The 13,848-nt window shown below is 70.5% G+C and carries 13 protein-coding genes; 9 read left to right on the top strand and 4 right to left on the bottom strand.

All coding sequences use genetic code 11. From position 1 onward, the window contains the following. The first annotated feature begins 13 nt into the window (after positions 1 to 13). The 7 genes from AC0VY3_RS25730 (at position 14) to AC0VY3_RS25760 (ending at position 7,405) form a co-directional block, all read left to right on the top strand. Positions 14 to 469, top strand: coding sequence for a hypothetical protein (locus AC0VY3_RS25730; RefSeq protein WP_146065935.1), 456 nt, complete (start codon positions 14 to 16; stop codon positions 467 to 469). Between the two features lie 66 nt (positions 470 to 535). Then, entirely contained in the window at positions 536 to 1,216 is a 681-nt protein-coding gene (locus AC0VY3_RS25735; protein WP_475550699.1) for a hypothetical protein, read from the top strand. 74 nt (positions 1,217 to 1,290) lie between these two features. Continuing rightward, positions 1,291 to 3,600, top strand: a complete 2,310-nt coding sequence (locus tag AC0VY3_RS25740; RefSeq protein ID WP_475550700.1) for a hypothetical protein — start codon at positions 1,291 to 1,293, stop codon at positions 3,598 to 3,600. Positions 3,601 to 3,642: 42 nt separating this feature from the next. After that, complete coding sequence (locus AC0VY3_RS25745; RefSeq protein ID WP_103511615.1) at positions 3,643 to 4,665, top strand: hypothetical protein; 1,023 nt, start codon at positions 3,643 to 3,645, stop codon at positions 4,663 to 4,665. A 557-nt stretch (positions 4,666 to 5,222) separates the two neighbouring features. Further along, a complete protein-coding gene (locus tag AC0VY3_RS25750; protein ID WP_475550701.1) occupies positions 5,223 to 6,020 on the top strand; it encodes a hypothetical protein in 798 nt (265 codons plus the stop codon). Between the two features lie 63 nt (positions 6,021 to 6,083). Next, positions 6,084 to 7,058, top strand: a complete 975-nt coding sequence (locus AC0VY3_RS25755; protein WP_475550702.1) for a hypothetical protein — start codon at positions 6,084 to 6,086, stop codon at positions 7,056 to 7,058. 113 nt (positions 7,059 to 7,171) lie between these two features. Then, positions 7,172 to 7,405 (top strand): DUF397 domain-containing protein, encoded by a 234-nt coding sequence (locus tag AC0VY3_RS25760; protein WP_030085280.1) that lies wholly within the window; start codon positions 7,172 to 7,174, stop codon positions 7,403 to 7,405. Positions 7,406 to 7,487: 82 nt separating this feature from the next. On the opposite strand, the gene AC0VY3_RS25765 is transcribed toward AC0VY3_RS25760, so the two are convergent. The 4 genes from AC0VY3_RS25765 to eccB form a co-directional block, all read right to left on the bottom strand. Next, on the bottom strand, positions 7,488 to 7,796 hold the full coding sequence (locus AC0VY3_RS25765; RefSeq protein WP_103511612.1) for a WXG100 family type VII secretion target: 309 nt from the start codon (positions 7,794 to 7,796) through the stop codon (positions 7,488 to 7,490). A 45-nt stretch (positions 7,797 to 7,841) separates the two neighbouring features. Then, positions 7,842 to 8,180: a hypothetical protein gene (locus AC0VY3_RS25770; protein WP_103511611.1), complete on the bottom strand. Its 339-nt coding sequence runs from the start codon at positions 8,178 to 8,180 to the stop codon at positions 7,842 to 7,844. Positions 8,181 to 8,417: 237 nt separating this feature from the next. Then, the gene (gene mycP / locus AC0VY3_RS25775) at positions 8,418 to 9,668 is read right to left on the bottom strand and encodes a type VII secretion-associated serine protease mycosin (protein ID WP_475550703.1); all 1,251 of its coding nucleotides are present in this window, start codon (positions 9,666 to 9,668) and stop codon (positions 8,418 to 8,420) included. 52 nt (positions 9,669 to 9,720) lie between these two features. Next, complete coding sequence (gene eccB, locus AC0VY3_RS25780) at positions 9,721 to 11,268, bottom strand: type VII secretion protein EccB (protein WP_103511609.1); 1,548 nt, start codon at positions 11,266 to 11,268, stop codon at positions 9,721 to 9,723. 228 nt (positions 11,269 to 11,496) lie between these two features. Between eccB and eccE the strand changes: the two genes are divergently transcribed. Then, positions 11,497 to 12,858, top strand: a complete 1,362-nt coding sequence (gene eccE / locus AC0VY3_RS25785; protein ID WP_374935527.1) for a type VII secretion protein EccE — start codon at positions 11,497 to 11,499, stop codon at positions 12,856 to 12,858. Positions 12,859 to 12,970: 112 nt separating this feature from the next. Further along, positions 12,971 to 13,708 (top strand): hypothetical protein, encoded by a 738-nt coding sequence (locus tag AC0VY3_RS25790; protein ID WP_218524548.1) that lies wholly within the window; start codon positions 12,971 to 12,973, stop codon positions 13,706 to 13,708. The last annotated feature ends 140 nt before the right edge of the window (positions 13,709 to 13,848 follow it).

Genomic DNA, 13,848 nt, shown 5'->3' on the forward strand with positions numbered 1-13,848 from the left:
TAGGGGGATGGTGATGGGTTTCGACGAGGAGTGGGCGCAGCTGCGGGCCGAGGCCACGCAGCGGCAGGCGACGAACATGCAGCTCAACGGGGTTCCCGACGAGCCGGGCCCCGGCTTCGGGAACAACGTCCTGGCTTCGACGCCGCAGGAGAAGGCTGCGGCGTCCCGGACGATCCAGGACGAGCTGTTGGGCAGCACCGCCAAGGCCACGAACACGGCGGACGAGTCGTCGAAGGCTGCGGCCAGGGAGTTCACCGACTGGGCCACGGGGCCGGCCATCAAGAAGCTGGACGAGACCTGGGACAAGCAGGTGAAGACCTTGATGAACCGGCTCCAGACGGAGAGGGACGGTCTGAGCGGGACGGCGAAGAACTTCGCCGGGCTCGAACTGGACGTCAGATACCAGTTCAACTCGCTCCCCATATCCCCGTACGGCGCGGGGACTTCGGTCGGCGACGGAAAGCCCTAGGGCCGCGATGTCGGCTTCCTCTTCGCCTCCTCCTTCCTGTACGTGCAAGACGAAAGGTCCCCCTCCATGGAACGCACACGGCTCCGACGCGGCGGCACTCCGGGTGTGCTGCTCGCGGCGGCACTGCTGACCGGCTGCGGGCAGGGCGACGACGACGGTGCGTCCGGTACCGCGGCGGACGGGACCGTGAGCGTGTCCGCGCTGCGGGCGGCGGTCGACGAGGTCGGGCCGGACGGAGCGGACACGTGTCCTCTGCCGTACGACATCGCCGAGGCGGCGAAGAAGGCCGGACTGTCCGGGAGGGCGGGTGCGGGGCCCGCGCAGGGCGACGACTCGGACGATCCCGCCGTCACCGGCGAGTCCAAGTGGGCCGTGGACGGGCCCGCCGGCTTCGCGACCCATCCCGGAGCGCTGATCAGTTGTCTGTTCCATGTCGGCGGCGAGAGCGTCGAGGTCCACACGGTCGCCACGGAGTCGCGGACGGCCGAGACCGTGCTGACGCCGGTGATCATGAACATCGGCGAGCTCTCGCTCTATGACAGCACGTCGTACCTGGAGCGGACGGCGTCCGCCGCGCCCGGTGAGGCGGTGGCCACCGAGAACGGCGGCTGCGTGACCGTTCGGGTGAAGCCGGTCGACGCCGGTGACGCCGCACTGGTGGTGACGGCGGGCGAGGGCGACGGCGCCGGGCCTGGCCGCGAGAAGCTCACCGCCCTCGCATCGGCGCTGCACGCTCAGCTCGGCTGACCGGGCGCCGCCAGCGGACGGCCCGGTTCCCGCCGCCCTTCCGCTTCGACGAACACCGCATCAAAGGGGGAGAGATGCTCACCTACAGCGAGGTCATGACGACCGACCTGGGCAAGCTGACGACGGCCGCGGACAAGTGGGACGACGTGGCCGCGGAGATCAAGAAGGTCGAGACCCGCTACAAGGACAGCGTCCAGCGCATCACGATCGGCCCGTCCTGGTTGGGCCGGAGCGCGAGCGACGCGGGGCTCAACTTCGCCGCCACGCGCTACGAGTACACCGCCGCGCAGACCCAGGCCAAGGCCATCGCCTCGCTGCTTCGCGACGCGCACAACGACTTCGTACGGCTGAAGCGGAATCTGGAGAATCAGCGCGCCGCGGCGGTCAAGGCGGGCATGAACGTCTCCGAGGGCGGTGTCGTCTCGTTCGACTACCAACGCCTCACGGAGGGCGAGCGGTCCGCCGCCCGGCACGACCCGGACTACATGGAGAGCATCCGCAAGGCCGTGGCATCCTGGTCAAAGGCGCTCGACGACTGCGTCAAGGCGGTGGACGACGCGGACCAGGGCGTGAAGATCGCGCTGGAGGCCGTCACCAAGGACGGCTACGGCGACAAGAACGACAACACGCTCGGCATCGGCTTCAACGGGAACGCGAAAGGCGACGTCGAGGCGTACGAGGCGGCGAACACCGCGGACATCGCCACCCGCCTCAACAACGGCGACGACGTCTCCGCGGCCGAGATCGCGGAGTTCCAGCGCTCGGTGCGGGACAACAGCCACGACAAGCGCTTCTCCGAGACGCTGCTCAACAGCCTGGGCCCGGACGGGCTGATCAAGACCAACAACAAGCTCAACGACCGCGCCTACGACTCGGACACGAAGAACAAGAGCCAGTACCTGGAGATCCAGAAGGGGTTGGCCAACACCGTCGCCACCGCCACCCAGGTGCCGGGCAGCGTCAAGGACGCGCCGCCCGGATCGAAGGCGTTCAAGGACTGGGTGGCGTCGGACCAGGGCAAGTTCTACCGGGAGTTCACCGGTGAGCTGCACCGCGAGGGCACCACGAACACGGCGAAGAACACCAACCCGCTGTACGGGTACCAGTCGTTCGTCAGCCTGATGCAGCACGCCGACACCAAGTTCGACGATCAGTTCCTCTACGAGATGGGGGACAAGATGATCGAGGTGGAGGGGGACAAGCCGGGAATCTTCACCAAGTGGGGCCCCGGCCACGACGGAATCACGACCGACGCCATCGACGGCCTGCTCGGTGTGATGAGCAGGAACCCCGACGCGGCCACCGCGTTCTTCGACCCGGACGGTAACGGCAGCGGGGAGAACCACGTCGGCAACAAGCATCTCGCCTATCTGGTGGGCGACGGCGACAACGCCCGTGACTGGCCCCGCCACACGGTGACGGGGATCGCCAACGTCACCTACGACGACCCGACCAGCAGGATGGGTCTGGGGCTGGCCCTGGAAGCCGCGGCGACCGGGCGCGAGCCATTGGCTTCGGGGCAGGACCCCTGGCCCGAAGCCAAGCACACCGAGGAGCAGGCCCGGGTCATGAACGGGATCCTCGACCAGCTCGCCCCCGGCGAGAACGACGGCACCGACGCCGAAGTACCCGCGAACCTCCGGCGCCCCGTCGCGAACGCTCTGGCGGAATACGCGTCGGACACCCACGAGATCCTCGGCCTCGTGAACGAGGACTACAGCAATGCCGCGGCCGAGGGGTATTTCGACGAGGGCGGGAACGGTCACCTGGCGACCAATTCCAAGGACCTCACCCAGGTGATGCGGGGGCTGTCCGAGGATCCGGACGCCTACGCCGCGCTGCACAAGGCCGAAGCGCGGCACATCAACAACGAGCTCGACCGGATCCCCGAGGGCGCGACCGGTTTCGCCCAGAGCGGCAACTGGGACCGGGCGGGGGCGGTACTCGGCACGTACACGGCGATCCGCGAGGACGTCATCAACGACGAGCGGATGGCCGGGTACAGCGAGGCCGACTGGAAGTCCAAGGTGGCGTACCACATCATCGGCGGCATCGTGACCCCCATGGCCATCCCCACAGCGGGTGGTTCGCTCGTGGTCGGAGACGCCCTCCAGCGCGGTGTGGACACCTGGGCCTGGCAGTGGGGCAACGACATGAAGGGCGGGCACGACGCCAAGGCCAACGCCGCCGTCGCCGACCTGTACCTCCAGGATTCCAGCCAGATCACCAACACCGTCCAGGGCTGGGCCAATGGGCGCAACGACCTCGACCTCACGAACGCGACCGACAAGGACACTGTGACCACCCTCAAGACGACGATGCTGGGCGGCTCCGACCGAGGCGAGAAGCAGGCCCACAAGTACCTGTCCGATACGTCCAACTGACCCGCGCCCACGTTCGGCTCCGCCTGCCCCGAGGAAACGTCCATGCCCGACACCGCCCAGCGCCCGCGCAGTTCCCGCCGCACTCGGCGAGGCATCCTGACAACGGTGAGCGTCGTCCTGGCCGCCGGGGCCCTCGCCACGGGAACGTGGCTGGTGACCGCGGACTCCGATGACGGGCCGACGGACTGCGGGCGTCTGGTGGAGCAGCAGCGGATGCGGACCGCTCTCGGTGCCCAGGCGCCGAAGGGCCCGGGGTGCAAGGAGCTCGGGTCGGCGATCGTCGCTGTCACCGGCGGCGATGCCCCGGGGCCGCGCACGGCGGAGCAGGCCGGTGCGATGAAGAACGTGGTGCTCGCGGTGGAAAGCGCGGCAGGGCGGGACGGCGGAGCTGTTCCCGCGCCACTGCGCCGACCGCTCGGGCAGGCGCTGCAGGGGTACGCCGGTGACCTCTACGAGATCCTTCACGGCCTGAACCCCGCCTACGTCAACACTGCGGCAGTCCCCTCGTCCGGTCCCTGGGAGGACGAGACGGGCGCGCATTTCGCCGTGCCCGCCGACACCGCGCTCCGGGCCGTCCGCGCCGTCTCCGACGAACCGGCGGAGTATGCCGCGCTCCGCTCCGCGCTGGACGACGAGGGCGTACGACGGCTCGCCGCCCTGGCAAAGGACGCACGGGGAAGCGCGACAACGGCCGTGGCCGCGACCGACGCCCGCGTCACGGGAGCCCTCGCCGGAGTGGCCGACCAGGTGGCCAAGAGGGCGAGCGGAGGCGCGGACCGCTGGTACGGGGAGGTCTTCGCGACTCTGACCGAAGGCAGCCGACAGGTCCCGTCGGCGGCGTCGGACATCGGCGGTCACCTCACGGGGTCCTGGAAGTCCTCCTTGCGGGCAGCGGCGGAGCCGGACCGTGCGGATCTGCTGCTTCAGCGCAGTGAGCGGCTGTTCGCCCTGTGGGCGGATGCCCGGAAGCTGCCCGCCCCGGAGCGTGACGCGACGCTTCTCAACTGTCGTAAGAACGCGCAGGGCGGCTTCGAGGACGCCGTCGCCGCGCTGAGCGGAGACTGATGCGTGTCCGGTTCGGGGCCTGCGCGACCACCGGCAGAACCCCGGCGGGCAGGGCAGGGGATGAGTGACGGGAGGGGCCTCGTGGACCGCTCTGGGAAGTGGTCGCATCCCAGGATCCTTGTCGCCTGGCTCACCGTGCTCGCCGTGGCAGCCGGGGGCCTGTGGTTCTTCCTCGGCCCGGAGGCGAACCGCGACCAGGCCGGCCGCGAGGAGCTGGGCCGTGACGCACGCGTGCGGACGGCTCTGGGCGAGGCTCACCGGCCGGACGGCCGGCAGCGATCTGGCCGGCACGTACCTGACCGACACGACCAACTGATCCGCAGCCCGCACTCATCCGGTTAGGAACTCGCATGTCCGGAGCGTCCATGAATCCTTCGCTCAGTCGTAGACGCCTCTACACCGTGCTCGCCGGTCTCACCGCCCTTGTGCTTGCGACGGGTGTATGGCGTCTCGTCGTAAGTGGTGACACCACCTCGGACTGCGGGTCCCTGGCCCGAAACCCAGCCATGGTCTCCGCACTCGGACAGGGCCACTCCGGGGATATGACGTGCCCGGAGTTGGGCGACGCGGTGAAGGCGGCCACCACGGGTGACAGCTCCGGGCCTCGGCCCGAAGAGCGGGCCAAGGCTATGAAGAAGGTCTTCAACGCGGTCAGCAACAGCGTTGAAGACGGCCATGGTCTTCCGGCTGGGATTCGTCGGCCCCTCGCCGAAGCCCTGGCGGGCTATACGGATGACCTCCAAGAAGTCCTGGATGGTACGAACTCGCGCTACCACAACGCCGGGGGCCCCTCCGGGGCCGTGTGGAAGGGATCGGACGGGTTCCACGTCTCCGTGTACAAGACGTCGCTGGTCCCCGTACTACGCGCTCTGTCGGAAAGCCCCGAAGCGTACGCCGTGCTGCGCAATGCCCAGACCGACTGGGGAGCACGCACGCTCTCAGCGGCCCCGGCGGATTCGTCCGATGCCGCTCTGACGACGCTTGGCACGGTGAACGCCGCCGCGCTGGGCACTTATGACGGCATCGCGGCGGACGTCGTCCGGGCGAAGAAGGGAACGTCGGGCGAGGAGTGGGCGGACACCGTCTACGGGGCCCTGCGCGAGCCGTCGCGCTTCCTGCCCCGTGCCCTGCCGTCCACCGCGGTGTCCGACGAGATCACCAGGAGCTGGCGCGAAACTCTCACCACCGCTCCGGGCGGCGGACGGATCGATCATCTGAAGAAGCAGGGCGCCCACACGTGCAGGGCGTGGAGCGACGCCCACGATTTCACGGCGGAGAAGCGTGCCGCCTACGTCTCCGACTGCCGTGAGCGGGCGGAGGACTCCTACCAGGACGTGGTTCGGAGTCTCTCGTGACCACCGCTGTCGGGCCGATGGCCGACAAGACACGAGCGGGCAGGACAGGGAGTGGGTGAGGGAATGGGGTTCTTGAACCGCTCAAGGAGGCAGTCGCTTCCCAGGATCTTCGTCGCCGGGTGTGCGGTACTGGCCGTGGCGGCAGGGGGCCGCTGGTTGTTCCTCGGCCGGGGGCTCGGCGGTGACGCGTCCGGCTGCGAGGAGCTGGGCCGTGACGCACGCGTGCGGACGGCTCTGGGCGAGGCGCACCGGCCGGGCATGGCATGCGAGGAGCTGGGCCGGGCCATGAAGCGGGCGGCCGTGCCCGGTTCTTCCGCGGACGGGCACACCCGGGAAGCCGCCGCCGCGATGAAGAACATCCTGCCGGCCGTGGACGACGACATCCGGCGCAGGGAGCAGCTGGGTGTCGACGCGGCCCTGCGGCGGCCTCTGGCGGAGTCGCTCGCCTCCTACGCGGACGTCAACGTCATGCTCACCGACCCGACGGACTCCGTCTATGTACGGGAGAGTCTCTTCTCCCGTGGGCCGTGGGAGGCGGAGGACGGTTTTCACCTGGCGGTGAACGACGACACGCTCGTACGGGTGATCAGGGCCGTGTCCATGGACCCGGCGGCGTACGCGGTGGTCCGTCAGGCGCGGACCTCCTGGGAGGCAGGGCGGCTGGCCGCGTTCCCGGCCGGTTCCGAGGTGCTGCGGTGGAGCGTCGGCGCCCGGGCGCTGGGGAAGCTGGACGGTGTGGCCGACCATGTGCGAGAAGGGCTCTCCCAGGACGAGGCCCGGGAGTGGAACGCCGCCGTGGTACGGAAGTTGAGCGCCGGGACGGCCACGCGGGAAGCGGCGGCGCCTGCCGCCGAGCGGATCGAGCGGGCCTGGCAGCGCGCGCTCACCCGGGCACCGGAGTCGGAGCGGGACGCGGTCGTGGAGCGTCAGTGCGCGGTGATGCTCGACGCGGCCGGTCTCACCGCGGCCACGGACCAGTGCCTCAGCAACGCGTCCGGGACCGCCTCACGTGCGCTGAGAGTCCTGCGCGCGGTGTGACCTGCTGTGCGGGGCCCGGCCGATGGCCGATCTCCGTCCCCGCGCGCCGGGGACGGAGATAATCTGCGACGGGGCGATGAGCACGTTCCCGCAGCGCGAGAGAGAGGCAGCCGATGGGCACCCAGCAGGAGAAGGACGAGCTGTACGCACTCGACATCTCGGGGGTGGAGTGGCTGAGCGCCCCGGGGACGGAGGAGGCGGAGGAGCGGGTGGAGATCGCTCATCTGCCGGGTGGTGCCGTGGCGATGCGGTCCTCGCTGGATCCGGACACCGTGCTGCGCTACACGGAGGCCGAGTGGACCGCCTTCGTACTCGGGGCGCGCGACGGGGAGTTCGACCTGAAGTAGCCGGTACGGCACGCCAGAGGGGCACGCTCACGGTGGAGCGTGCCCCTCTCTGCCGTCCGCACGCGATGGTGCGGAGGGTGGTTCAGAACGCCTCGGTGAACAGGCGCGAGGACTTGACGTCCGTGGAACGGTAGCTGTCCTTGCCGTTCTCGATGATCTGGGCGACCGACTTCAGGCGCAGGTGCATGTCGTCGGCGCGCTTCTTGTACTTGCCCTGGAGGATGACGTACTCGGCGTGCGCCTCACCGTCCCAGGTGCCGGTGACGACCTTGAGGGCGGCGTCCATCTCCTGCAGGTCCTTGGCGATGTTGGCCGAGACCTGGCGGATGCGGTTCGCCATCTCCTGGACGCTGTCGTACCTGACCTTGGTGTTGCTCGGATCCCCGGCCATCGGTGTCTCCCCTGTGTGCGGCGGTAATGGGTGTGGTGGAACGGCTCAGATGCCGTTGAGCGCGGAGCTGTTCTTGGCCTTGGCGAAGGCCGCGTAGACCTCTTCGTCATTGGCGTTGCTGAGGTTCTTGGTCTGGCCCACGGCGTCCAGGAGCACCCTGAGGAGGCGCCGGATGACGTCGTGGTCCTCGTTGAGCTGGATCTGCGCGGACGCGAATCCCGCGGCTCCGACACCCGTCCAGCCCGCGCTCGCGGTGGCGAGGATGTCGGCAAGTTCCCGGGACTGCCGGGACACGGCGGTGGCCGTCTCGATGATCTTGTTCTTCGCCTGGACGACCGGGTCGTCGGCCAGTCCGAAGTTGGCCGAGGGGTTGGGCGTGCTCATCCGAGGTCCTCTCTCTCGCTTTCCGGGCCTGTCCGCGCGATGCGGGCAGGTTCTCTGTCCCCCGTGTGATCCGGATCAGGAGTGGGGTTCAGGCAGGTCCCTGAGGTGCGTGGCGGTGTTCCCACGCCCCCGGACATCGGACTCGGCCACTTCTCGTTCCCCCATCACACACGTGAAGTCTGCTACCACCCTAGCCACTTCGTCATCTCACCCCAACTGCGGTTTATCGGGAGAGAGCTACCTCACCCGCCGCCCCTCCCAACGCAAAGTGCTCCGTCGCCGGACATCACGGACGACGGTCGCGGTGCCCGCCACGACGGAGACGAGCACGGCCGCGAGGGCGAGCGCGTAGGTGGCGTAGCGCTCGCTGCGCTCCTGCGGCGTCTCGGACATGGCCAGGTGGGCGGGCTCGGGTGCGGGGGCCTTCGGCATGGGGGGATCGGGCTTCGGCGCGGGCTGCGGGACGTCGTCCTTGTCGCCCGCGAGGGCGCGGACCGGGTCGACGACGCCCCATCCGACGAACGGGTCGTGGCCGGTGACGGAGCGTTCGGCGGTCTGCTCGATCCGCGCGATGATCTCGGCGGGCTTCCAGGACGGGTACTTGGCGACGAGGAGGGCGGCCACTCCGGCGACGTACGGGGCGGAGAAGCTGGTGCCGTTGTCGCTGCACTGTCCGAAGCCGGGCACGGTGGAGATGATGTCGACGCCCGGTGCGGCGACCCCGACGAACTCGCCGGCCTGCGAGAAGGCGGCCCGCTCGTTGTTGCGGTCGGAGGAGGCGACGGCGAGGACTCCATCGAAGGCCGCCGGATAGGTGTTCTTCTGCTTGCCGTCCACACCGTCGTTGCCCGCGGACGCGACGACCACGATCTCCGCCCGGATCGCCCGTGCCACGGCCCTGCCGAGCGCCGAGTCGGCGGTGAGCGGCTTGGTGGTGTCCTGCGAGATGTTGATGACGTCGGCCTTCTTGGCGATCGCGTGGTCGATCGCGGTGGCCATGGTGGTGTCCTTGCCGCTGTTCTTCTCGTCGTTCTGCCGGATCGGGATGATGGTGGCCTCGGGGGCCAGGCCCACGAATCCGGTGCCCTTGGCGGGGCGTGCGGCGATGATGCCGGCGACCTTCGTGCCGTGGCCGATCGTGTCGCCGGTGCCGTCCGCCTTGCCGCCCTTGAGGAGGTTGCGTCCGGCGCTCGTGTCGACGGCCGGCTTGAGCTGCGGATTGACGTTGTCCACGCCGGTGTCGATGACCGCGACCCGGACGCCCTTGCCCTTGGTGTCCTGCCACAGCTCGTCGAGCAGGACGCGCTGGAGCGACCAGGGCCGCCCCTCGAACTGCTTCTTCATCGGGAAGGAGCACTCGCCGCTGCCGTCGATCCCGAGGCCCACGGCACCGGGTCCCTCGACGGCGTACGCGGCGTGCGGCACGGCCAGGACCGCCAGTGCGGCGGCCGTCACCATCGGCAGCCGTGCGGTCTTCCGGTCCACCATCTGTTCCTCTCCCCCGAGTTGTACGGTATCGCGCGTCCGGCCCGGCGGCCGGTCAGGAGCCCTGCGGCTGGCGGGCGCTGTTGGTGTCGAGCCGCGGCCCCTTGGAGAGCCAGTCCGACCACTCGATCGGGACCAGCGACGGTGTCACCTTCTCGTAGCCCAGGCGGATCTGGGCCTGGCTGGGCTCGGGCCGGCCGTCCTGGGTCTTCTGGCCTCCGGCGCCGATGTCGGAGCGCTCGGCGTCACTGTCGCCGTTGGCCTGCACGGCGTACCGCAGTCCGGTGTCGGTGACCAGGAACAGCGAGCCGTCCGGCCGCGTCTGGCCGGTCCGCATCTGCGTGTAGAGGAGACCGCTGCCCGGAGTGACGTAGGTGCTGGTGCCGCCGGCGTTGATGTCGGCGGGATAGGCGGTGCCGGCCCAGGTGGTCAGTGTGGTGCGACCGCGCTCGTCGACCTTGGTCAGCACATTGCAGACGGTGTCCCGACTGCCCTCGCCGCCGGTCGAGTTGACCTGCGCCGCCTTGCGCTCCGGCCAGCGCCGGCCCTGTCCGGCGAACGTCTCGCCGTCCGGGACGAAGTCCTGGAGGCCGACCGCGCGGGCCTCGCTGTTGAGGTTCAGCTCGGCGGTCTGCGGCGAGTTGATGAGCAGCCAGGCGGTGAACTCGGAGATCGGCTGGACCTTGCCCGCCAGGACCACGTAGTGCTGAGTGCCCTCTCCGGTACGGGTCTTGAGCACCATGCCGATCTTGTTCTCCCCGGCGGAGAGCTGCCCCTGCACGCCCGCCGGCGCACCGATGTCACCGGGAATCTCCGGGAAGGCGACCGGGCTGCCCTTGTGGAGGGTCGCGAGCCAGTCGTCGGTGACGGGCTGCGGTGCGCGGCTGCCGACCAGCGCGTTGGTGAGGATGCCGTTGTCGGCGGCGGTCTCGTTCACCAGGTACTTGGTGCCGGTCGCGTCGACGAGGTAGCGGGCCTTGCCCTTCTGGCCCTGGACGTACAGCACCTGACCGCCGCTGAGCTGCTTGGCGCCCTCGGTGAGCTTGTTGTCGCGGCCCGCGAAGACGAAGGCCGCCTTCTGCACGGTGTTGCCCTTGCCGCCCGGCTGTACGCAGACGGCCCAGCGCTTGCCGGTGCCGGCGTCGGTCGCCTCCGGCAGCCGGTCCGGCGCGTACGGAATGCCGAGGATCGGGCCGCGCGGCGGCTTGCCCGCGTCCAGGACGTTGTCGGCGACCTGGATGACGCCGAACTCCTGCGGGGTGAGCAGCAGCCGGGCCGAGGCGAGGTTGAGCACGGGGTGGAGGAGGTTCTTGCGGTCCTTGCCCTTGCCGGTGGGGAGCACCACGTAACGGGTGGTGGACTTCTTGCCGACGATCACCTTGGATCCGGCCTTGTCCCAGCCCTTGGGCGCGGTCGGCTTGAACATGCCCCAGGCGCCGAAGCCCGCCAGCACCAGCGCACCGACGATCAGGCTGGGAACGACGGCGCGCAGCGGCCGGGGGGCGCCCTCCTCGGTACCGGTGGCCGACGGTTGGAGGAATGCGGCGACCGTGCGCTTCTTCGCAAAGGTGTACGCGTTGAGCTCATCCCGCCGTGATGCCATGAGTCTGTCTGTCTCCCGTGTCTCCCCGCGCGGCCCCGGGAGCGGGCGATGCCCTCGCTCCCGTGCCGGACCCCCGATGCCGGACCCTGCTGCCGGACCGGCCCCCTACTATGCCTGCTGACGCCCGGCCCCGGTGGGCCGGGTAGGGTGATCCAGCCCCCAAGCCCCCGGCGGGGCAGGGGCGATCGGGTTGACTTGGGGCCTTACGAACGGGGGAATGCCGGAATGATGGCATCCGCAACGCGGACACGTCAGGCCGGGCGCGGGGCCTCTTCGGGGGTCCGCGGAGCAGGGGGGCCACCGGCGGGACGCCGGGGTTCGCGCTCCGCCGCCCGGGGCCCGTCGAGCCCCGCGGCCCGGACCGGCGGAGCGGCCGCCCCACGGCTGAACGGACGTGCCGGACAGTTCGGTTCGTTCCGTTTGCAACAGCTCGTACTCATCGAAATCGCCGCCGGTCTGCTGCTCACCGCCTGGGTGATCGATCCGCTGATGCTCGCTCCGGCCGGGATGATCGCGGCGGTGCTGGTGCTGCTGGCCGTGGTCCGCAGGCACCGCCGGTCGCTGCCGGAGTGGCTGAGCACGGTCATCGCGCTGCGGGCCCGTACGCGCCGGGCGGCCTCGTCGACGCTGCCGCCGGACGTCGAGCCGGGGCTGGCGCCGGCCGTCGAGTGCGATCCGGCGCTGCGCACACTCTCCTTCAGCGACGGCGACCGGCGGCCGGTCGGGATCATCGGCGACGGTACGTTCGTGACGGCGGTCGTGCAGGTCGAATCGGACGCCACGGCGCTGCGGCCCGACCGCTCGGCCCGTCCGCTGCCGTTGACGCTGATCCGGGACGTGCTGGAGGTCGACGGCATCCGGCTGGAGTCCGCGCAGGTCGTCCAGCACACCCAGCCCGCTCCCGCACCGCACCTCCCGCAGCAGTCCGTCGCGGCGCGCAACTACGCGCCGCTGCAGGCCCAGACCGGTTCCCCGGCGCTGCGGATCACCTGGATCGCCCTGAAAGTCGACCCGGAGCTGTGCCCGGAGGCCGTGGCGGCACGCGGCGGCGGCATCGTCGGCGCCCAGAAGTGCGCGGTACGAGTGGCGGACCAGCTGGCGAGCAGGCTCACCGGCGCGGGATTCCGGGCGACGGTGCTGACCGAGCAGGAGCTGACCTCCGCGATCGCCACGTCGGCCTGCGTCAGCCCGATGGCGATGACCCACGCCAGCCGCGCCGAGACGCCGGGCCGGCGGACCCAGGAGACGGCGCGCACCTGGCGCTGCGACGACCGGCGGCACACCACCTACTGGGTGGCGCGCTGGCCGCAGTTGGGAGGCGGCGGTGCGTCGATGCCGCAGCTCGTGGCGCTGCTCACCTCTCTCCCGGCGCTGGCCACCACGTTCAGCCTGACGCTCGCGCAGGGCAACCGCTCCGAGGTCTCGGTCACCGGCCATGTCCGGATCACCGGCCGCAGCGACGAGGAACTCGTGGCCGCGCGCCATGAGTTGGAGCGCACCGCACGCGGCGTGAAGACGGCGCTGGTGCGGCTGGACCGCGAACAGCTGCCCGGCGTCCTGGCCACGCTGCCGCTGGGAGGGACCCGCTGATGCCGGCGGCGGAGAAGACGGCAGCGGAGCGGCCGACGGCGAGGAAGCCTGCGGCGCAGAAGACGGGGAAGAACGCGGTCATGGTCACCGGGACGTACGGGAGCAGGTACTGATGTCCACTCCGACGAGGCCCGCCCAGGCGGCCGGCCGTGCCCGGCGCGGTTTCGGGTTGATCGGCCCCCGCCGCGGCCGTCACACGGTCTCCCTCGACGAACTGGCCACGCTGGGGCTGCCGGTCGGCGACGACGGCACGGTGATCGGGGTCGACGCCGAGGGCCGCCCCGCGGTGATCGGCATCAACCGGCCCACCCCGTACGAGGTGACGCTGATCGGCGGTATCTGGACCGCCCAGGTCCTGGCGTTGCGCGCCGCCGCGACCGGGGCCCGGATCGCGGTGGAGACGGGCCGGGCCCAGGCCTGGACGTCGCTGGCGCAGGCGGCGGGCGGCGGGCAGCCGTGCATGTCGCTGCACGACGTCGGCCGGGTGCCGCCGCAGGGCGCTTCCGCCGGTTCGCCGGTGGTCGTCGTCCGCGACTGCGGGATGCGGCCGCCGCGCGGCCGGGTGGTGTCGGGGCCGTGGCAGTCCGTGGTGACGCTGCTCCCCTATCTCAGCCCGGTGGCGCCGCGGCTGATGAAGAAGTCGGCGCTGGTCGGCGTCCAGCGGGTCTCTCCGGACGAGGCGGCGCAGATCGGCCGCATCATGAACCTCTCGCCCGCCGAGACCCAGGCGCTGTCCACCCTGGCCGACGGTGTCACCCTGTGGTGCACGGACCGGGACCGCCAGTTCGTGATGACCCAGGCCACGGACGCCGAATCCGGGCTGCTGGGCGCCGCACGCCGGATGGACTGAGCGGACGGCGGCCCCGCGCTCCGGCCCGGAGACGCTCGTCACCGTCCCGGCCGGCGTGCGCGGGTCCTGTGGGGACTTTGCACACCCGTGCCGCTCTTGGACCGTTCTCGTACCGCTCCCTGTTCGCTCCTGGCCGGCCG

The organism is Streptomyces sp. iso_384 (assembly GCF_056172905.1).